Origin of the sequence: Chryseobacterium rhizoplanae, assembly GCF_900182655.1 — a bacterium.
Taxonomy (GTDB): Bacteria; Bacteroidota; Bacteroidia; order Flavobacteriales; family Weeksellaceae; genus Chryseobacterium; species Chryseobacterium rhizoplanae.
In genome coordinates this window covers 299337-319212 of record NZ_FXTC01000001.1, presented here as the reverse complement: position 1 = coordinate 319212, position 19876 = coordinate 299337, and the positions used below count along the sequence as shown (strand labels likewise).

20 protein-coding genes are annotated in these 19876 nt (G+C 37.1%); 9 read left to right on the top strand and 11 right to left on the bottom strand.

Annotation, left to right across the window (positions count from 1 at the left end):
• Positions 1 to 130: 130 nt before the first annotated feature.
• From FN817_RS01445 to FN817_RS01425, 5 genes are all read right to left on the bottom strand, one after another.
• Positions 131 to 919 carry an SDR family oxidoreductase gene (locus FN817_RS01445; RefSeq protein WP_142716401.1) on the bottom strand — a complete coding sequence of 263 codons (789 nt, stop codon included), beginning with the start codon at positions 917 to 919 and terminating at the stop codon, positions 131 to 133.
• A gap of 96 nt (positions 920 to 1015) precedes the next feature.
• Positions 1016 to 1405, bottom strand: a complete 390-nt coding sequence (locus FN817_RS01440) for a RidA family protein (protein WP_142716400.1) — start codon at positions 1403 to 1405, stop codon at positions 1016 to 1018.
• A 99-nt stretch (positions 1406 to 1504) separates the two neighbouring features.
• The gene (locus tag FN817_RS01435; RefSeq protein ID WP_047423259.1) at positions 1505 to 2068 is read right to left on the bottom strand and encodes a Crp/Fnr family transcriptional regulator; all 564 of its coding nucleotides are present in this window, start codon (positions 2066 to 2068) and stop codon (positions 1505 to 1507) included.
• A 78-nt stretch (positions 2069 to 2146) separates the two neighbouring features.
• The gene (locus tag FN817_RS01430; protein ID WP_142716399.1) at positions 2147 to 2635 is read right to left on the bottom strand and encodes an SMI1/KNR4 family protein; all 489 of its coding nucleotides are present in this window, start codon (positions 2633 to 2635) and stop codon (positions 2147 to 2149) included.
• 14 nt (positions 2636 to 2649) lie between these two features.
• Complete coding sequence (locus tag FN817_RS01425; RefSeq protein WP_142716398.1) at positions 2650 to 3252, bottom strand: TlpA family protein disulfide reductase; 603 nt, start codon at positions 3250 to 3252, stop codon at positions 2650 to 2652.
• 412 nt (positions 3253 to 3664) lie between these two features.
• On the opposite strand from FN817_RS01425, the gene FN817_RS01420 reads away from it, so the two are divergent.
• From FN817_RS01420 to FN817_RS01410, 3 genes are all read left to right on the top strand, one after another.
• Positions 3665 to 5995 (top strand): TonB-dependent receptor, encoded by a 2331-nt coding sequence (locus FN817_RS01420; protein WP_142716397.1) that lies wholly within the window; start codon positions 3665 to 3667, stop codon positions 5993 to 5995.
• A 3-nt stretch (positions 5996 to 5998) separates the two neighbouring features.
• A complete protein-coding gene (locus FN817_RS01415; protein ID WP_142716396.1) occupies positions 5999 to 6814 on the top strand; it encodes a DUF4249 domain-containing protein in 816 nt (271 codons plus the stop codon).
• A gap of 149 nt (positions 6815 to 6963) precedes the next feature.
• The gene (locus FN817_RS01410; RefSeq protein WP_142716395.1) at positions 6964 to 7359 is read left to right on the top strand and encodes a VOC family protein; all 396 of its coding nucleotides are present in this window, start codon (positions 6964 to 6966) and stop codon (positions 7357 to 7359) included.
• Between the two features lie 183 nt (positions 7360 to 7542).
• On the opposite strand, the gene FN817_RS01405 is transcribed toward FN817_RS01410, so the two are convergent.
• The 4 genes from FN817_RS01405 to FN817_RS01390 all read right to left on the bottom strand — a co-directional run bounded on the left by FN817_RS01405 (position 7543) and on the right by FN817_RS01390 (position 11858).
• Entirely contained in the window at positions 7543 to 8490 is a 948-nt protein-coding gene (locus FN817_RS01405; RefSeq protein ID WP_142716394.1) for an alpha/beta fold hydrolase, read from the bottom strand.
• A 158-nt stretch (positions 8491 to 8648) separates the two neighbouring features.
• Complete coding sequence (locus tag FN817_RS01400) at positions 8649 to 9047, bottom strand: ACT domain-containing protein (RefSeq protein ID WP_142716393.1); 399 nt, start codon at positions 9045 to 9047, stop codon at positions 8649 to 8651.
• 473 nt (positions 9048 to 9520) lie between these two features.
• Positions 9521 to 10174 (bottom strand): response regulator, encoded by a 654-nt coding sequence (locus FN817_RS01395; protein WP_185149885.1) that lies wholly within the window; start codon positions 10172 to 10174, stop codon positions 9521 to 9523.
• Positions 10152 to 11858 carry a sensor histidine kinase gene (locus FN817_RS01390; protein ID WP_228451434.1) on the bottom strand — a complete coding sequence of 569 codons (1707 nt, stop codon included), beginning with the start codon at positions 11856 to 11858 and terminating at the stop codon, positions 10152 to 10154. The genes FN817_RS01395 and FN817_RS01390 overlap by 23 nt, the downstream gene beginning before the upstream one ends.
• A 524-nt stretch (positions 11859 to 12382) precedes the next feature.
• On the opposite strand from FN817_RS01390, the gene FN817_RS01385 reads away from it, so the two are divergent.
• The 4 genes from FN817_RS01385 (at position 12383) to FN817_RS01370 (ending at position 16683) form a co-directional block, all read left to right on the top strand.
• Positions 12383 to 13339: a bifunctional helix-turn-helix transcriptional regulator/GNAT family N-acetyltransferase gene (locus FN817_RS01385; RefSeq protein WP_142716391.1), complete on the top strand. Its 957-nt coding sequence runs from the start codon at positions 12383 to 12385 to the stop codon at positions 13337 to 13339.
• 3 nt (positions 13340 to 13342) lie between these two features.
• On the top strand, positions 13343 to 13753 hold the full coding sequence (locus FN817_RS01380) for a DUF2000 domain-containing protein (RefSeq protein WP_142716390.1): 411 nt from the start codon (positions 13343 to 13345) through the stop codon (positions 13751 to 13753).
• A gap of 277 nt (positions 13754 to 14030) precedes the next feature.
• The gene (locus tag FN817_RS01375) at positions 14031 to 15170 is read left to right on the top strand and encodes a vWA domain-containing protein (RefSeq protein WP_142716389.1); all 1140 of its coding nucleotides are present in this window, start codon (positions 14031 to 14033) and stop codon (positions 15168 to 15170) included.
• 58 nt (positions 15171 to 15228) lie between these two features.
• Entirely contained in the window at positions 15229 to 16683 is a 1455-nt protein-coding gene (locus FN817_RS01370) for a sigma 54-interacting transcriptional regulator (protein WP_142716388.1), read from the top strand.
• Positions 16684 to 16856: 173 nt separating this feature from the next.
• Here FN817_RS01370 and FN817_RS01365 read toward each other — a convergent pair whose 3' ends face one another.
• On the bottom strand, positions 16857 to 17264 hold the full coding sequence (locus FN817_RS01365) for a YybH family protein (RefSeq protein ID WP_142716387.1): 408 nt from the start codon (positions 17262 to 17264) through the stop codon (positions 16857 to 16859).
• Position 17265: 1 nt separating this feature from the next.
• Positions 17266 to 17514, bottom strand: a complete 249-nt coding sequence (locus FN817_RS01360; RefSeq protein ID WP_142716386.1) for a DUF92 domain-containing protein — start codon at positions 17512 to 17514, stop codon at positions 17266 to 17268.
• A 167-nt stretch (positions 17515 to 17681) separates the two neighbouring features.
• On the opposite strand from FN817_RS01360, the gene FN817_RS01355 reads away from it, so the two are divergent.
• Both FN817_RS01355 and FN817_RS01350 read left to right on the top strand, forming a co-directional pair.
• Positions 17682 to 18506, top strand: coding sequence for an AraC family transcriptional regulator (locus FN817_RS01355; RefSeq protein ID WP_142716385.1), 825 nt, complete (start codon positions 17682 to 17684; stop codon positions 18504 to 18506).
• A gap of 69 nt (positions 18507 to 18575) precedes the next feature.
• The gene (locus tag FN817_RS01350) at positions 18576 to 19697 is read left to right on the top strand and encodes an agmatine deiminase family protein (RefSeq protein ID WP_142716384.1); all 1122 of its coding nucleotides are present in this window, start codon (positions 18576 to 18578) and stop codon (positions 19695 to 19697) included.
• The last annotated feature ends 179 nt before the right edge of the window (positions 19698 to 19876 follow it).

Here is a 19876-nt window from a genome sequence, read left to right as displayed (position 1 = left end):
CACCATTGTCATTCTGACGAAGGAAGAATCTCATATGCTGCTTAGATTCTTCACTTCACTTCGTTACATTCAGAATGACAGAGGCATAAAATAACAGGATTAGTGTAAAATTGTATGGAATTACCATTTTTTAATACGCATTATTCAATCCTCCATCCAAAGGAATGCTTGTTCCGGTAAGATAATTTGAATATTCTGAAGCCAGAAAAGCTACCAGATGGCCATATTCTTCCGGCTGCCCGAATCTTTTCATCGGAATTTTATTTTCTCTCGCTTTTTTTATTTCTTCCGCTGAATCACCACTTTGCTGAGCTTCATGAGTAACCAGCTTTTGAATCCGTTCGGTATCAAAATATCCTGTAAGAATATTATTCACAGTGATATTATGTTGTGCAATTTCATTTGAAAGGGTTTTTGCCCACGCAATGACTGCTGAACGGATAGAGTTTGACAGCGCCAGGCTTCCGATTGGTTCTTTAACGGATAAAGAAGAGACATTGATAATACGGCCGTTTTTCTGTTGGATCATATGAGGCAGAGCCAATAAGGTTGTTTCGCAAACCGTTTTGAAAAGAAGATCAAACGCTTTCTGATAATCATCCGGAGTTTTATCGAGTGCTAAACCTGGCTCCGGACCGTTTGTATTGTTCACCAGAATATCAACAGAATGGTCATTAAAATATCCTGTTATAATTTTTTTATAATTTTCAAAGTCCGAGAAATCAGCCACCAGATATTCATGTTTCTGTTCCGGATTGATGACCGGCAGTGAAGAAACGAAATTTTTAAGTTTTGTTTCATTGCGGGCCATAACGGTAACATTAGCGCCACATTTTGCCAGCTCCAGAGCAATTCCTGCACCTATTCCCTGAGTTGCCCCTCCCACTAAAGCGTTTTTTGAAAAAAGTTGAATATTCATAATGTCCTGATCAATGTTAATTGGTATAAGATAAATGTAAGAAAAAACCTCCAAATTACATTTTGAAGGTTTGATTTTCTAAGCTCAATTTCTCATTTATTTGACAACTGTAGCTTCAAGTTCCACTTTTAAAGTTTCAAACAACCCCTTTACTTCAAGCATCGTTACCGCCTGCTGTATTTTATGTTGGGCAATCCATTCCTGAAGAATGGAAAAATAGGGCCAGAGTTCTTCAGTAGAAGTTGTATAAATATTTAATCTTACTATACCGCTACATTCATATCCTGCCGTGCTGATCACTTCTTCCAGGTTGGCAATAGCCTGTTCCAGCTGTGATTTCATATCTTTATCACTGGATGTTCCATCAGGATCAATAGCCGCCTGTCCTGAGCAGTATAAAGTACTTTCAACATTTTTTACCTCCACAGCCTGAGAATAGCTTCTCTCTTCCTGCCATTTCCATGGGTTAACCGTTCTTTTTTCCATTGTATAAATCTGTTATATGTTACGGTACAAAATTGCAGAACAAATACAGCAAATCCCTGTGATCCGGATCACGATTATGATGTGAGTCCGATCACTTTTTTACAATGGCAGACGGCTTAAAGTTTCCCTGGAAACACCTAAATAAGCGGCTAAAAGAGATTTAGGGACACGTTGAACAAGAGAGGGATATTTTTTCAAAAGCTGGTCATACCGTTCTTTTATCCCGGTTGTCATCATGGAAATGGTGCGCTGCTGAGCGGTAATAAATCCCATATATGCTTTTTCAAGAAAAAAATGTTCAAGTTTTGGCAGATGGGCACAGAGTTTTTTATAGTCATCTAACTGAAGACACAATACTTCCGTATCTTCAAGACATTCTAATGACATCGTTGCCAAAGTTTGCTGATAGTAAGCCGGAAAGTCTGTTTCCCACCAGTCTTCCATCGCAAATCCAATAATGTGTTCTTTCCCCGTTTCATCAGTGTAAACAAGTTTCAGAAGACCTTTCAGAACAAAATAATTATAAGGCACCGTTTCTCCTTCCTGTACTAAAAACTGATGTTTCCTGTATTTTTTATAGGTAAAACAGGATGATATGAATTCAAATTCATCATCACTCAGGGGGATTATTTTTTCAATGTGAGATCTTAGCTGATGCAGCATGTTCTATTTCTTGTCGTATAAAAGTACTCTTTTTTCATCAAGACATTTAAATTCATCGTCTTGATGATATAAACAGTATTAAAATGTAAACGGATAAATATCACTTAATGTTGGATGAAGCCTATTCAGGGTTTTATAAAACTCTTGTCGAACAGGTTCCGGGATGTTGTCGTATTCATCGAAATACATATCCAACTGGTGGATAACATAAGCCATTTGCAACCATTCTTCAAAATTAATATTCATGGGTTCCAGCTTTTCATCATAATCATGATTATAGAAAAAAACCTGGTCATCAGTATTCAGGAACCATCGATCACCTTGCCCGTTACCTGCAAAACACCAATAATCAGGAAGATCAAATTCTTTATTCTCATTGACAGCCTCAACCGAATTATACAGGATCGTTTCAGAAGAAATTTCTGTTGTTTTTATTTGGGTTACCAGAGTTTTATAGCTGTCAGAGAAAGGAAATGGTATTGTTTTTGAAAAATTCTGTACGGTTCTTTTTTCCTGCAGAATTTCAGATTCTATGGCATCAAGAGACAATAAGGTAAAAGAATGCATGATAAATATAAAAATTAAGGCTTTTGTTTTAATAGCTCATCAATCTGTCTGTAAAAAGAATCTTTACTATAATCTGCCAACCCTTTATGATGCAGACGGATTTCGCCTTTTTTATCCAGCACAACGGTTGTTGGTAATGATCCACTGTAAAGTACTCCGGGAATATTGCCAGCCGGTACCAGAAAAGGAATGGTAAAGCCTTTTTCTTTTAAATATGATTTTCCAAGAGCAGTGTTATCATCAAGATTTACGGTAAGGAATACCATATCCGGATTATTTTTATATTGATCATACAGCTTTTGAACTGAGGGAAACTCCGCCCTGCAGGGAGGACACCATGAGGCCCAAAAACTAATGAAGACTACTTTATTTTGTAAATCAGAAGTATTAATGACGGTTCCATCTTCGTTTTTAAGCGAAAAACCGGCGTAGGAAAATCGTGCTGAGGTATTCTGATCCTCTTTTGTTTCCGATATACTGGAATTAAGGATTCCCGTGGAAGCAACCTGTCTCATCAGCCATGCTTTTGCATCTTTATTCACCAATACAATAATAAATAATATTATCAGTATTGCTGTGGAGCCATTTTTCCTGATCCACATTTTTACATTTTCCATATTCTTTCCTCTTAATTCTTAGCCAAGATAAGACTAAAATTCGGATCAAAAGTTCTGAAGATCGTTTTTAAGCTGAAAGTCTTTTCATCAGAAATAAAAGTCGTTTAAGTGTTCACATGTATAATTTTCACGATAAACAGTAATAAAGTTTATACAACGCCATTAATAATTTATTTTTTAACATAATTAACTAAAAAACCATTAATAAATCAATATACAATGCATAATATTATTTTTTATGTAACAGTCTCACCTTATTCTTGCTTTTACCATTTTCAAAAACACCCATTTTCAATGGATTTAATTCATAATTAATTTGTTACATGTAACAAATTCCCTGTTCATCCAACTAATCGTACGTCAACAAAACATTAATTCCTATACAAGAGATCTACTACTTTAAAATAAACTAATGCAAACATCCTTTTTAAAAATTACCGCTGCCACCGCAGCGCTCTGTTTCAGTACCCTAGCAATGGCCCAGCAAACCTATTCTGTAAGCGGAACTGTGAAAGACAAAAAAAACGGTGAGTTGTTAATCGGAGTATCGGTAAAAGTAAGTGAAGATCCCACCATCAACGTTACAGCCAATGAATATGGATTTTACTCTCTTTCACTGCCTGCAGGTACTTATACAATCGTTATTTCCAGTTCGGGATATAAAGATTTTGAACAGCAGATCAAAGTAGATCAGAATATGAAACTTGATCTTCCTCTTCAGCCTCAGGAAGAGACAACAAAGTCTATTGACGAAGTAGTGGTAACTGCCGTTAAAAAGGATAAAAATTTAACCTCCGCTCAAATGGGAGCAGAAACGTTAAATATAAAAAGTATAGAAAAACTCCCTGTTCTTTTTGGGGAAAAGGATGTGATGAAAACCATACAGCTTTTACCGGGTATCAAAAGCAACGGTGAAGGAAGCAGCGGATTCAGTGTAAGAGGCGGTGCTACCGACCAGAACCTGATCTTGCTGGATGAAGCTCCGGTTTATAACGCGTCTCACCTTCTTGGGTTTTTCAGTACATTCAACAGTGATGCCCTGAAAGATGCCAGCATCATCAAAGGAAACAGTCCTGCACAGTACGGAGGCCGACTTTCGTCTGTACTGGATGTCAAAATGAAAGACGGAAATAATAAGGACTACAACCTGAATGGAGGAATCGGTCTGATCAGCAGCAGACTAAGTGTGGAAGGACCTATTCAGAAGGAAAAATCATCATTCATTGTTTCGGGAAGAAGAACGTATGCGGATTTGTTTCTTAAAACCAACAAAGATTATAAGGACAATAAGTTATACTTCTATGATCTGAACCTGAAAGCCAATTATCAGATCAACGAAAACAACCGTATTTACCTTTCCGGGTATTTTGGAAGAGATGTTCTGGGATTGGGAGACACCTTCAATACAGACTGGGGAAATACTACGGCAACTTTAAGATGGAACAGCATTATCAGCAGTAAATTATTTTCCAACACATCTTTCATCTACAGCAATTATGATTACAAAATCAGTCTGAAAAATGATGATACGGTATTTGATTTAAATTCAAAAATACGTGACTGGAACCTTAAGCAGGATTTTACCTGGTTTGCCGGGAATAAGCATTCTGTACGTTTCGGTCTTCAGTCTATTTATCATACTCTTACCCCAAGCAGTGCTTCCGGTACTACGGTGAGCAGCTTTCCAAGAAATCCGAGATACTCATGGGAAAACGCGGTGTACATCAATGATGATTTTAAAGCAACTGAAAAGTTAACCATCAATTATGGAGTAAGACTTGCAATGTTCAGTGTATTGGGAGGAGATACTTTCAATACGTATGAAAACGGGGTACTTACCGACAGTAAATTCTTAGAGAAAGGGAAATTCGGGAAAACGTATGTGAATCCTGAACCGAGAATCAGTGCAAACTACCGAATCAATGAAGTAAGCAGTGTAAAAGGAGGCTATTCCCGAAACACGCAGAATCTTCACCTTCTAAGCAACAGCAACAGCGGAAATCCCACTGACCAGTGGATAGGAAGCAGCTATACGGTAAAACCTGAAATTGCAGACCAGATCAGTGTGGGCTACAGCAGAAATTTCAACAACAATAATTATGAATTGAATGCTGAAGTTTACTATAAATCCATGAAAAATCAGATCGACTTCAAAAACGGGGCTCAGATTGGATTTGATGCCGGATCTGATGTAGAAAGTGAACTGTTATTCGGAAAAGGAAGAGCTTACGGTCTGGAACTTATTGCCAAAAAGAAAAGCGGAAAACTTACAGGATGGATTTCCTATACTCTTTCTAAAACGGAAAGAAAGATCAACGGAATTAATAATAATGAATGGTACAACGCCAGAATGGATAAAACCCACGACCTGTCTATCGTTGCCACTTACCAGCTTAATCCGAAATGGAGCTTTTCAGGATTATTCGTTTACAGCACAGGAAATGCCGTTACCTTTCCTACCGGAAAATATGAGCTGAACGGACAAACCATATTCCAGTACAGCAACAGGAATGCTGACAGGATGCCTGCCTATCACAGAATGGATCTGAGTGCGACTTATGAGCCGACATCCAATAAACGGTTCCGCGGTTCATGGACCTTCGGTATTTATAACCTGTATGGCAGAGAAAATGCCTACACAATCAATTTTGAAGACAATCCTGACCGTCCCGGAACAACACGTGCGATGCAGACTTCTCTGTTCCGCTGGGTACCCAACATCACTTATAACTTCAAATTCTAAATCATGAAAAATACTTTTTATATCATACTATCTCTCTTTGCATTAACCTCTTGTGAAAAAGAGATCGATCTGGATCTGAATAATCAGGGCGGAAATATTGTCATCGAAGGAAACGTAACCAATGAACCAGGACCTTATACTGTACGAATTACAAAATCAGTTAGTTTCTCAGAACCTAATCAGTATCCGGCTGTAACCGGCGCCCAGGTTATTTTAAGTGATAATACGGGCCAAACCGAAACATTGCAGTACACAGGAAACGGAATGTATCAGACAACCACTTTTGTGGGGCAGCCCGGAAGAACCTATACTTTGAAGATACAGGCAGAAGGAAAGCAGTATACCGCTCAGAGCAGCATGCCTGAAATTGTTCATTTTGACGGGCTTGAACAGAGTTCATTTAAATTCGGTGACAAAACCACTTATACCCTTTTACCGATCTTTACCGATCCGATGCCGCTTGGCAACCGCTATCTTTTTAGTTTTACGATCAATGATCTTCCTAAAAAATACATGAATACCTTTTCAGACAATGTAAATAACGGAATGCTGAACCAACAACCACTGATTCTGCCTAATGACGATAACAAAGGCAGAGACCATGAAGTGATTGTAGGAGATAAAATCCATGTAGAGATGCAGTCTATAGACAATAATATATTCATTTACTACAGTGCTCTGCTTCAGATTTCCGGTGGTAATGGCGGAGGTGCTACTCCAGCCAATCCACCCAGTAATATCAATAACGGAGCTTTGGGTTATTTTTCCGCCCATACAACAGATACGGAGACTTTTGTGATCCAGCCTGTAACTCCTTAGATACTATAAATCCCGATTAAATCGGGATTTTTTTATTACAACAGTCTTATGTTCGGCAAAAATATAAAACCCATTAATATCTACTGACAAACTGTTGTCATAACTACCTGTTACCTTTGTTTAAAATTAGTTAAATAAAAAAATATCTTATGAAACTTACCTCATTAAGACTCATCAGCAAAGACATCAAAACGACAGTAGAATTCTATGAACAAATCATGGGAGCAACTGCTCGATGGTATACCGAAGATTTTGCAGAACTCTCCGCTGATTCCATCACCATTGCGATCGGAAGTACCCGGACGATGCAAATGTTTTCGGAAGGTCTTACAGAATTTACAGGAACAAAATCAATCATTATTGAATTTATGGTTAAAAATGTAGATCAAGAATATGAAAGAATTAAAGAGATAGCATCGGAAATCATTCAGGAACCGACAACAATGCCTTGGGGAAACAGATCACTTCTGTTCTGTGATCCGGATGGAAACATGATTAACTTTTTCACTCCGGTGAGTGTAGAAGCTATGCAAAAGTTCAGCTAAGTCACCCCATCAATAAAAAATAAAAAGAGGTTGTCTCAAAAGTCAAATAAATTGGCTTTTGTCATTCTGACGAAGGAAGAATCTTATTAGTAACCGAACATATGAGATTCTTCACTCCATTTCATTTCATTCAGAATGACACTTTTTGAAACAGCCTCTTTTTGTTATAATTAAAAAATTAATCTATTTCCCAAGGAACTCAATTGCTTTTGCTACAAAGGTATCATGATATTGATAGAAAGAAGCATGACCTGAATCCGGGAAAATCACCAATTCTGCCTGATCTAAATTCTGAGCCATATTTTTAGCATTCTGAACAGATACAGGAAGATCATTTTCACCATGAACAATCAGTACAGGGTTTTTGATCTTTTTTATTTCTGTAAGAGCATCAGCATCGGGTTGAGCCCAGGCCAGTACAGCCGTAAACTGCGAATTTGAAGCAGCATCATTTAACGGAAGATCTCTGTCTGTGGTACGAAGCTGAACTCTTGCATAAGATGCTTTTCCTTCCATAATACTCTGAGCCGATTCTGTAAACCCAAATTTTAGATAGGAAGCTTCCGGGCTTAATCCGGCTGTTCCTGCAATAATATTAGGTAGATTAGACAATCCGATGGCTCCCTGCGGACCTGTTCCGGTTAAAATCACTTTATTAATCAGTGAAGGATGAGTCAGCACTATTCTCTGGGCAATGAATCCACCCATGGAAAATCCCATGATATTTACTTTGTTCAAATTCAATGCATTGATAAAATCGACCGCATCATCGGCCATTGCCTGAACGGTGTTGGGAGTCGTTCCTTTTGAAGAAGCTACTCCTTTATTATCAAAGATAATTACTTTGTATTTTTTTGCCAGTCCGTCTGTCACTGCAGGATCCCAGTCATCCATAGACCCGCCTAATCCAGGCAGAAGCACCAATGGAGTTCCATCTTCTTTTCCTAACACACGGTATGCAATGGCATTTCCTTTAACGTTTATGAATTGGGTTTTGGCAGTTTGGTGGTTTCTGTTTTGTACCTCCTGTACCGTGGGAGGTTCATTTTCTTCAGTGCAGGAAACTGTGGCTACGGTAAAAAGAGTTAAACATAACAGGCTAACAGCTGAGATTTTTCTGATTGTTTTCATTGTAGTTTATTTTTGTTTGATTATGGTGCAAACATAAAACACAAAAACAGGCAGAACACGCAAAAGCATTATCAACAGGACATTTTAGGAATTCAATTAGACATTTTTGAAGGTGAAAATGACAAGTGGAAAATGTGAAGATGATTTTTTGAAATTTCTTAAGCCTTTTTCAATGCGTTGAGGGTTTTCATGGCTTTTTCAGCATCTTCTTTTGAAATAAAAATATGATCATGAAAGTAAGCGGCAACTACATTACAGCTGATATTTTCCTGTTTCAGGGCATTTGCGAAGGCAGCAGTGAGCCCTACAGCTTCCAAGGAAGAATGAATATTCAGAGTAATCCATGAAGCAATATAACTGTAAGTCATATTCCATTTATCTGCCATTTCTTTTTTTAAAACAATGGTAACCGCTTCAGTTTCCCGAAAGAAAAACAAAACCTTTTCTATATCCGGTATCTCACTGAGGTTTTTAACAGTACAAAACACATATTCTCCGGCATTCAATACCGGTTCCATGTTCTGAAGCAGAACGGCCAAATCTTTTTCTCCTGTCATCTTTTTGAGTACAAAACTAAGATATAGATTACAGCATCTGTTTATCAAATGATAAAAAACAAAAAAGGAGGCTGTATGCCTCCTTTTTTGTTTTGTAATTGTAACCTGTCAACTGAACCTCTTTATATATATTTGTGTTTTTTTCATCTGGCTTTTTAAGAAGCTCATCTAAGGTTACTCATCACCACGTTTAATTTCATCATTGTTTTATTAATTCCATCATTTGTGTTTCTATAACTATTGTTTATTAATTGTATAGTTATAATCATTTGTTGTTTTGTGTATAAAATTTAAAACCTGAATAAGCATTTTTGATTTACTTTTTTCATTGCTTAAATTTTACAGTACAAAGGAACAACATTACACAATAAAATCCTCTATAAACCCCATCGATACATCTCGATTCACTTATAGATATTTATCGATAAATAAATTCTCTGACAAAAAAGAAGTGAAAAATATCCTACTGACTGCTATAGTTTATGATGTGTTTTAATGAGGTCCACCAGCTCAACCATATTTTCTATCTTTAGTTTTTCAAAGATATTTTTTTTGATTGTGCTTACTGTATTCTGTTTGATATTCAAGCTGTTTGAAATTTCCAGGTTTCCATATCCTTCGGCATAGAGTTCTGCAATCTGCAGTTCCCGTTTGGTAAGACTGTTGAGAGGGTTTATCAGATCCGGATTGTAAACAAGCTGTACCAATAGATTCCTCAAAAGATCAGAAAAATATTCTCCTTTCTCTATAAAAGTTGTGATGGCTTCCCTTACCTCTTCCTCCTCACTCAGTTTGCTCAGGTAGCCGTTAGCACCCGCTTTGATAAATTTAAGGCCATGCAGATCCTCTTCAAGTCCTGTAAAAATCAAAACTTTAAGATCAGGATTTACACTTTTCATCTGAGGCAGAATATGCAGACTGTTTCCGTCCGGGAAATGCGCATCAATGATGGCCATCTCAACCCCTTTGGATTCTATCAGCTCCAATACCTGATGTAAGGATGATGTCTGATAGACTTTAGCGTTGGGAACAATATCACTGATAACAATTTCCATTCCCTGGCGTACAATGCTGTGATCGTCTGCCAGCAGGAAAATAATCTCTTTATTTTGAATTGGTGTTTCCATTATTATTACGATTTAAATTGATCCTGAATGTCACTTTCGTTCCTTTGTGCAATTTGCTTTCCACTGATATATCGCCGTCGAAAAGCTCTACAATTTCTTTTACCAGGTTAAGACCAAGTCCGGCTCCCAGATTATCTACCTCATCAGATACCATTCCCTGATAATAAGGATCAAAAATTTTACCAAGATCAGATTCTGATATCCCCACTCCGGTATCTCCTACCGTTGTAATCAGGGAAATTTTATTTTCTTCTATGGGTTCTATAGCCATAACGAGATCAATCTGCCCGTTTTCTGTAAATTTATTGGCATTCCCCAGGATATTCATGAAAATCTGATTGATTCTTATATTATCCGAATAGACCTCTACCTCTTCAGGAATTCTGTCTGTTACCACAAACCTGTTGTTTCTGGTTTCCAGATAAGGAGTAATTACCTTCACAATAGAACTGATTTCATCTTTAAGATTGAAAACCGATTTTATAAGTTCTTTTTCAGCATTCTCATTTTTAGTGTATTCCAGGATCTGGTTAGATTGCAGAAGCAGGGTACTGTTGGTAAACTTGATGGATTTTAGATAATCCTTTATCGTTTCGTCCTCTGTGGTTCTGTGGATCTTATCTATAAAAATATTAATGATTTTTAACGGAGATCTCAGATCGTGGCTCAGCATTCCCAGAATTCTGTTTTTAAAATTAAGGTTCTTCTTAATCTCTTTATTGGCAGCATCCAGTTTTTGTTCATAAATAAACGCCATTCTTGTAAAATACATGATCAGAATGGATACAATAAACATAAGAATCATCAATCCCAATACCAGATACGTCCTGATCTTGTTATTATTAGAGCTCTGCTCGTTATATTCTTTTTCCAGTTCAGTTTTAAAATCTTTGATGGCATTTTCGTACACTTCTATTAAGCCGTTGCTATACACCAGCAGTTTACTGAAATTGCTGTAAAACTGCAGGTTATTCTTCTGTTTTTGGGCAGCAAGCATCTGTACTTTTTTTACTTCAGCAGCATAATGCTTATCCATAGACTTTATCGTGTTGTCCATTTTAGATTTAACCTGAGAAAGATCCAGCGTTTTGTTGTTGGTCATCGTGATCACCGTACTTTCTTTCTGAACATCCACTTTCCCTGTTACAGCATCTTTTAAACGACCGAAAAAACCTTTCTTTTTAACAGTGTCTGCATAAGTGCGGGTTTGAATTTTCAGATCTTCAAAGTCATTTTTATACTTTGCAGGTTCATATTGCTTCTCTTCTATCTTTGCCGGCGGATTCAGAGATGTCTGATATACTGAATCTATCAATGTTTTCAGTTTTGCGGTCTTCAGGGTATCCTGTCTGTGAGCGGCAAGATTCTTTTTTAGCCTTGGGCTTGTATTTTCATATTCACCAATCTTATCAAAATTGATTTTAAGTTTTCTCAACGACTGAAAATAGAGCTGCAGCTCATTATTATCCTGAGTAGCCATATATTTCTGCAGATGTTCCTGGGCATCCAGAAAATCTTTCCTGGAGTTATCCGTCAATCCTCCTAATGCACGGCTCTCTTCCAGCTGGTCTTTAATAAACTTCAGCTTCTTTCCGTTGACAAATTCATTATAAAAAAATATGGCGATAATGACCTGTATCAGTAAAATACAAAGGATCAATGAGTAATGAACAAGTTTTCTCAATTTAAAATTTAAGAATTTATATTTCATATTTGTTTATCAGTTAAATTAATTTCCTGACCACATAAGTCCATTAGATATTAGCCTTCAACAATATACTATTATTTTCAACAATTTCATAATAGCAGTATATCATCTTATTCGCAAAGTTAAAGTAATTTTTGTCTTCTTATAATAATGAATATTTGATAAAACTCACAGAATTTATTTTTTTTCTATATCAAAATGCCATATAAATATTCAGTTTTAGTTACGTAAATCCATTTTTTTATATCAATTGCAAAAGTTGGGTTCTTTAAAATATTCTGTATCTGCCTATTTTATTATATCTACTGAATAATATTTGATCAACAGAGCATAAAAAAAGCAGTCCTACACTCTTGTCTTTAATCTACAAACCAAAAAAACCTTAACACGCACATTTTAAAATAATTAAATTCATTCCGTGCTTTTTTAATCAAAATATTTATTGCAGTATTTATTAATTCATTACATTTGCATAACTAGTTATATAATTAATTATACGTATGGATTTATTTGAAAAAACAGGAAAAATTGCATTGGGGAGCCGGTTGCGGTTTATGGCTTCAAATATTACAGAAGAAGCAGCAAAGATTTATGAACTTTATGGTGCTGACTTTTCACCAAAATGGTTCCCGGTATTCTTCGTTCTCTCCGAAGGTGGCTCAAAGACCATTACAGAAATCGCTGAAGAAATAGGACATTCTCAACCTTCAGTGACCAAAATTATCAAAGAAATGACCACGGCAGGATTGGTTAAGGACAATCAGCAGTCCAATGATAAGAGGAGAAATATTGCCATACTTACGGAAAAAGGAAAAGAACTTTCTGAAAATATAAAAATCCAGTGCATAGATGTTGACCATGCCATCGATGAAATGATTGACGAAGCAACTCATAATCTCTGGGAAGCACTTGCAGAATGGGAACACCTTTTTGAACAGAAATCTTTGCTTTCAAGAGTAAGAGAACAGAAAAAGGCACGCGAAAGTAAAAATGTAAAAATCGTTGATTATAATCCGAAATACCAATCCGCATTTAAAGCACTTAATGAAGAATGGATTTCTACCTACTTTGAAATGGAAGATGCCGATTATAAAGCATTGGACAACCCTGATGAATACATCTTAAATAAAGGCGGAAAAATACTTGTTGCCTTATACAATGAAGAACCGCTCGGGGTCTGCGCGCTTATCAAAATGGATGACCCTGGTTATGATTTTGAATTGGCAAAAATGGCTGTATCTCCCAAAGCACAGGGAAAGAATATAGGCTGGCTTCTGGGACAGGCCATCATCAGCAAGGCAAAAGAATCCGGAGCATCAAAAATATACCTTGAAAGCAATACCATCCTGAAACCTGCCATTAATCTGTATTACAAACTGGGTTTCCAGAAAGTATCCGGACGTTCAACTCCTTATCAGCGCTGTAATATTCAAATGGAATTAAATGTAAAAAATTAAAATATGTACGATAAAAAAGTATCCATCGTTATCAAAGACGATCTGTTGCCATGGCAAAAACTTAATGTTGTTTCTTTTTTGGCCGGAAGTATTGCAATTGAATTTCCTGAAACCCATGGTGAAAAGTTCATTACTGCAGATCATGAAGAATATTTAGCTTTTATCAAACACCCTACCCTTATCTATAAAGCAGATAATGCAGAAAAGCTTCAGAGAGCATTCCGCCGGGCAAAAGACCGTGAGCTGGCAATAGGAATCTATACCCGACAGCTTTTTGATACAAGGTCAGGTGAAGAAAATGTTCTTGAAATAGCAAAACATACTGCAGACCATCTGGATCTGGTTGGTATAATTGTATATGGCGAAAATAAAAAGGTTGATAAAGCTTTAGACGGGCTAAAATATCATGAATAAAAGCCTTATTAAAGGTCAATTTCTTATAATACTAAAAATGCACAACCCTTATATTGTGCATTTTTTATCATATACTATTCAATACTTGCAAAACATAAGATCTAATATTCTAATTTCATATCATAATCATTAGTATTTTCTATTTCTCTAAGGAAATCTTGAGATGATATTTTCCTAACTTTTCAGATTGAAACGAATTAAAGAATGCTTCAGACAATTCATTATATTCTCTGAAATATTCAAAAGATAATAACAGCAAAAACAGATTTATCATCTTATGACAGATAAAAATTTTAATCCTCAGAAAGGCTTTGTATTCAGTAAACATGTGCCGGAGGAATTATCTCATTTTGACCGGGTCTTTGATGTTTTCAAAGATTTGCTCACCCATACTTCCGGAGATCTTGAGGAAGCCTTTGAATGGCTTGATATGCTTGATAAGGAATATGATATTTTCAGTGATGAATATACTCTTCAGGATTTTGAAGATGACTTGAAAAAACGTGGCTATATCAAAGAAGAAGACCCTGAAGAAGGCAATACCGGCAGTGGAAAAGGCAAAAATATATTAACCCCAAAACTGGAAGCCGCCCTTCGCGAGTATGCTTTAGATCAGATATTCGGAAAACTGAAGAAAAACGGAGCAGGAAATCACCGTACCAGCAAAACTGGAATTGGGGACGAATGCGATGGTGAAAACCGTTCCTTCCAATATGGAGACGACTTAGCAGCCGTAAACATGACTGAAAGTTTAAAGAATGCACAAATCAACAACGGAATCTCGGACCTGCGCCTTACGGAAGACGATCTCATTGTAGAGGAAACCAAACATAAGGCACAGATGAGTACCGTCCTGATGATAGACATCAGCCACTCCATGATCTTATACGGTGAAGACCGTATTACTCCGGCGAAAAAGGTTGCCATGGCACTTGTGGAACTGATTAAACGGAAATACCCCAAAGATTCCATTGATATCATTGTTTTTGGAAATGAAGCGTGGCCCATCAAAATCAAAGACCTTCCCTATTTAAAAGTAGGGCCTTATCATACCAATACGGTAGCCGGCCTGGAGCTGGCCATGGACATTCTTCGCAGAAAAAGAAATACCAACAAGCAGATCTTCATGATCACCGATGGAAAACCAAGTTGTATTCAACTGCCGAGCGGTGAATTTTATATGAACAGCTTCGGATTGGATGAAAAGATTGTGAACCAATGCCTTAACAGAGCTGCACAGGCGAGAAAGCTTAAAATTCCGATCACTACTTTTATGATTGCCCAAGATCCTTACCTGCGACAGTTTGTAGAAGAATTTACAGCTCAGAACAAAGGAAAAGCGTTTCTGACAGGGCTGTCAGGTTTAGGGCAAATGATCTTCGAGGATTACGAAAAAAACAGAATAAGAAGAATATAAATATCAGATTTTAAATCATTTGACCTAAAAATCTGATCAGATAAATAGTATTACAAAAATGAAAAACGATATTACATTCAAAGAATTAAAAGAATCCGGTTATACCCATAAAACGATTAATGAAGAAATCCAGGCAAACTTAATTGCCAGGATCAAAGCTAAAGAACCTGTATTTGAAGGACTTTGGGGTTATGAAGACACCGTGGTTCCCCAATTGAAAAAAGCCATTCTTGCTGGCCACCACATCAATTTACTTGGGCTGCGCGGACAGGCAAAAACAAGAATTGCAAGAAGTATGGTCAACCTGCTTGATGAGTATATGCCCATCGTAAAAGGATCGGAAATCAATGACAGTCCATTCCAGCCAATTTCAAAATATGCCAAAGATCTGATTGATGAACTGGGTGATGACACTCCGATTTCATGGGTACACCGTTCTCACCGTTTCTATGAAAAACTGGCTACTCCCGATGTTAATGTTGCGGATTTAATTGGTGATATAGACCCCATCAAAGCAGCTACTTTAAAACTTCCCTATTCCGATGAGCGTGTTTTACATTACGGAATGATTCCGCGTGCGAACCGTTCTATTTTTGTTTTAAATGAATTGCCGGATTTACAGGCCCGCATCCAGGTTTCCCTGTTTAATATTTTGCAGGAAGGAGACATTCAGATCCGTGGTTTCCAGCTGAGAATGCCGCTTGATATTCAGTTTGTTTTCACGGCCAATCCGGAGGATTATACCAACAGAGGAAGTATTGTAACTCCATTGAAAGACAGAATCGGGTCCCAGATTTTCACCCATTATCCAAAAACAATTGCTCTTGCCAGACAGATCACAGAACAGGAGGCATTGATTTCTGCTGAAGATAAAGCACAGATACAGATTCCTGACCTGGCGAAAGATCTTTTAGAGGAAGTAGCTTTTGCAGCACGTATCAGTGAATATGTAGATGCAAAAAGTGGTGTGAGCGCCCGTCTGACCATCAGCGCTATGGAGAATTTAATTGCCGCAGCCAAATTACGTTTGATTGAATCCGGAGCGGAGCGAACTACTGTCCGCCTGCTTGATTTCATGTCCATAATTCCTTCTATCACAGGGAAAATTGAACTGGTATATGAAGGAGAGCAGGAAGGTGCTGATTATGTTGCCAAAATACTGATTGACAAAGCGGTTATGACCCAATTTGAAAGCCTGTTCCCACGCATCCCCAAACTTGAAAAAGAAGGTATCAAAACTCCTTATACCGACCTGATCAGATGGTTCAATAAAAATCATCTGGAACTTAATTATAATGATACGGATGAAGAGTTTTATGCTAAACTCGATGGGATAGCTCCTCTTACAGCTGTAGTAGAAGAAAATGCTTCTGATCTAAGTTCTGAAGATCAAAATTTCTGTAAAGAATTAGTATTATGGGCATTGACTATCAGTAATAAAATTGATAAGTCGGAAAGTCAAAATGCTTTTACTTTTGATTCTCCGGGAATTGGTCAGTTTTTGCGTAATTAAAATCAATATCCGACCGATTAAATAAAAACCTTCAGAACTGATCTGAAGGTTTTTTATTTTGTTTCTGAAAGGCTTTATCCCTACCCTTGTCAAGGTTTAAAACCTTGACAAGGGTTAGAAATCAGGAATCAAAAGACCACATCCATTTGATTATCAAAAGATGATTGTAGATTTCATACCATGTTATCATTTTTAAGTATAGCAGTTCCAAAAGGATTGTCAACCAGCCACAGCCATTCCCCATCTTCGTTTTTTTTCATAATGCACGAAGTATGACCAGTCATGTGTATAGCATGTCCATCCGGAGCAATTCCCGTCATTTCCCACTGATCAAGCCACATCGCAACATCATTCACAACCGTCACGTGGGGAACTTCTCCTTGGATATCCAACTTTAATCTGCAGATCTCATTCATTGCCAGACTTATCTGTTCAAGTCCTCTCAGCTCTTTCCCATCTCTATCAATGTAGACTGCTTCAGGATGAAAACAGCTTAATGCTCCTGCAGCATCTCCGTTTTTTATACAGTGACGGAAATAGGCTACTGCACCCTCTTTTGTTTGCCTGTTAAACTCCTGCATTTTATTTCAGATTTCTGGAGTTTAATTCTTCGTCTAACTGTTTTTTATTTTTATTCCAGCGGCTGGCAATAGAACCTATAAAAAATAATGGCAAGACAGTCAGAAACCCGAAACCATCAGTTATGGTGCTGTAAATCGAAATACCTACCATTACTCCCAGAAGTACAGCATTGAGAATATTGCCGGATTTAGCTTCTTTTTTCTTTATCAATAATTCCTGGTCGGTTAATTGTGATAATTCTTTTTCCATGGTATATTTCAAGTTTTTTAGTTGTTTTTTTGTCTTTAAAATAGTAAAAATTATGGTTTCCGGATCTATTTTTACTGAAAGCTAAAATACAATTTTGCTGAGATATTTTTTTATTTCTTTTATTTGTAATGAATTTCAGACTTTATTTTTCTGAAAACTTCAAGCTTATGGAAGAGAACCTGAACTGTATTTACAGAGTCATCAATTTCATGGAAAAAAATTATGATCAGCCCGTCTCTGTAAAGGAACTGGAAGAAATTTCGAATTATTCTTACCGGAATATTCAACGTATTTTTAAGTACAGCTGCGGAGAAACCATAGGCGCTTTTCAGCAAAGACTGAAGGTAGAAAATGCTTATAAGAGAATTCTTTATACGCAGGAAAACCTCACCACAATTGCTATTGAAGTAGGGTTTGCCAATATTGCCTCTTTTTCTAAGGCTTTTAAGCAACATTTCGGGATTTCTCCAAAAGCAGCAAGATTAGGTAAGGAACTGCTTCTTTGTGAAGATGAGATTGTTCCGTTAACATCCGATGTATTGCTGGAACCGGAAATTGTCTTTATTAAGCCAATGCAGGTATATTATCAAAGCGTTAAAACCTATTATAACAATGATGAAATTGAAGTATTGTGGGAAAACTTCATGCAAAATGATTTTCCTGGTTCCGGAACAGAATATTTTGGAATTATAGCAGACGAACCATTGATTAAAATGGAAATCAACTGCCGGTACGATGCATGCTCTTCAACACAATCCGCTAACAAAAAGCTGCCTTCAAAAACAATATTCGGTGGTAAATATGCCCGCTTTACCCATACCGGCAGCTATGAAACGATAGACGAAACGTACACCAAAATCTATTCCCGCTGGATTTTTAATTCTGGTCTTGAGTTTTCACACTCTCCTATCATAGAAAAATACGAAAAGCATATTGAACAGGAAGACAATCAGGAAGAACAGCTGACTTATATTTTACTGCCTTTGAAATAAGTTGTCAATTTGGGACAAGTTTTCACATTTTCATCGATCTAATTTTGCCCTGTTAAAAATCAACCAATTATGCAAAAAAAGAAAATCATGCCCCTGTTATTACCAGCTATTTTATTTTCCTGCTCTCAGACAGAATTACCAGAACCACCAGATACAACAAATTCCGGTGCTGCTGTTTACAAAATGCCGGAAGAATCTGCTCCACACGAAGGAACGTGGCTTCAATGGCCCCATCATTATCAGTATGGAACAACTTACCGTAACCGATTGGATGCAACCTGGGTAGCAATGACCAAAGAACTGGTACAGAGTGAAAAAGTTCATATCATTGCTTATGATGGCGTAGAAAAAGCTCGTATTACAGAGTTATTAAACAATGCCGGCATTCCCCTTACCAATATCAATTTCAAACTTTATCAGACAGATGATTTCTGGGTAAGAGATAACGGGCCTATTTATGTAAAGGATCAGAATGGCCAGCTTTTCATTCAGGACTGGGGATTTAACGGCTGGGGTAATAAAGCCGATTACAGCAGATGTAATGCAATTCCTTCAAAAATAGCTGCAGACACCAATGTCCCTAAGATCAATCTCAATTCTGTGATGATCAATGAAGGCGGAAGTGTGGAAATTGACGGAAACGGAGTATTGATGGCCTGTAAAAGCTCCATCCTTAATAACAACAGAAACCCGGGAATGACCCAACAGCAGGCAGAAGCGATATTTACCAAAAATTTAGGAGTCACTAAATTTATCTGGCTGAATGGAAAAGCGGGTCTTGATATCACTGATATGCATATTGACGGTTTTGCCCGATTTGCAAATTCATCTACTATTATCACAATGAATCCTGATGATCTTAATTACTGGCAGGTTCCTGATAGCGACATTGATCAGTTATATGATGCTACCACAAAAAACGGTTCTCCTTATCAGTTCGTAAAAGTTCCGTTAACCAGAAATGACGTGATAACCACTTACGGAAAAAATGTAGGGCGTGCTTCTTACATCAATTATTATATTGCGAACAACCGTGTATTGGTCCCTAATTATAATGATCCGAATGATGCTGTTGCCAATAATATCATTCAACAGCTGTACCCCGGTAAACAGGTTGTTGGAATAGACTGCCGTAATTTATTTGCCAATGGCGGAATGGTACATTGTGTAACACAGCAGCAGCCTCAATAAAAACAAATTTCCCAATAGATAAAGCCTGCTGATTGTTCAGCGGGCTTTTATATATTGATATACAAGTGTTGTTTAGTTGGATTTTTAAATACTTAACCTCATTATATCCTATTTGTTACTACAACAGAAAGGCAGTCGTCAAAAAATAGCGTAAATTTGCTCTGTCCATCAAGTAAAGG

Coding starts and splice junctions, on each gene's coding strand:
- FN817_RS01420 (WP_142716397.1), top strand. CDS start 3,665: ATGCAAACATCCTTTTTAAAAATTACCGCTGCCACCGCAGCGCTCTGT.
- FN817_RS01440 (WP_142716400.1), bottom strand. CDS start 1,405: ATGGAAAAAAGAACGGTTAACCCATGGAAATGGCAGGAAGAGAGAAGC.
- FN817_RS01380 (WP_142716390.1), top strand. CDS start 13,343: ATGTACGATAAAAAAGTATCCATCGTTATCAAAGACGATCTGTTGCCA.
- FN817_RS01415 (WP_142716396.1), top strand. CDS start 5,999: ATGAAAAATACTTTTTATATCATACTATCTCTCTTTGCATTAACCTCT.
- FN817_RS01435 (WP_047423259.1), bottom strand. CDS start 2,068: ATGCTGCATCAGCTAAGATCTCACATTGAAAAAATAATCCCCCTGAGT.
- FN817_RS01355 (WP_142716385.1), top strand. CDS start 17,682: ATGGAAGAGAACCTGAACTGTATTTACAGAGTCATCAATTTCATGGAA.
- FN817_RS01385 (WP_142716391.1), top strand. CDS start 12,383: ATGGATTTATTTGAAAAAACAGGAAAAATTGCATTGGGGAGCCGGTTG.
- FN817_RS01360 (WP_142716386.1), bottom strand. CDS start 17,514: ATGGAAAAAGAATTATCACAATTAACCGACCAGGAATTATTGATAAAG.
- FN817_RS01375 (WP_142716389.1), top strand. CDS start 14,031: ATGACAGATAAAAATTTTAATCCTCAGAAAGGCTTTGTATTCAGTAAA.
- FN817_RS01410 (WP_142716395.1), top strand. CDS start 6,964: ATGAAACTTACCTCATTAAGACTCATCAGCAAAGACATCAAAACGACA.
- FN817_RS01405 (WP_142716394.1), bottom strand. CDS start 8,490: ATGAAAACAATCAGAAAAATCTCAGCTGTTAGCCTGTTATGTTTAACT.
- FN817_RS01365 (WP_142716387.1), bottom strand. CDS start 17,264: ATGCAGGAGTTTAACAGGCAAACAAAAGAGGGTGCAGTAGCCTATTTC.
- FN817_RS01430 (WP_142716399.1), bottom strand. CDS start 2,635: ATGCATTCTTTTACCTTATTGTCTCTTGATGCCATAGAATCTGAAATT.
- FN817_RS01395 (WP_185149885.1), bottom strand. CDS start 10,174: ATGGAAACACCAATTCAAAATAAAGAGATTATTTTCCTGCTGGCAGAC.
- FN817_RS01445 (WP_142716401.1), bottom strand. CDS start 919: ATGAATATTCAACTTTTTTCAAAAAACGCTTTAGTGGGAGGGGCAACT.
- FN817_RS01350 (WP_142716384.1), top strand. CDS start 18,576: ATGCAAAAAAAGAAAATCATGCCCCTGTTATTACCAGCTATTTTATTT.
- FN817_RS01425 (WP_142716398.1), bottom strand. CDS start 3,252: ATGGAAAATGTAAAAATGTGGATCAGGAAAAATGGCTCCACAGCAATA.
- FN817_RS01400 (WP_142716393.1), bottom strand. CDS start 9,047: ATGACAGGAGAAAAAGATTTGGCCGTTCTGCTTCAGAACATGGAACCG.
- FN817_RS01370 (WP_142716388.1), top strand. CDS start 15,229: ATGAAAAACGATATTACATTCAAAGAATTAAAAGAATCCGGTTATACC.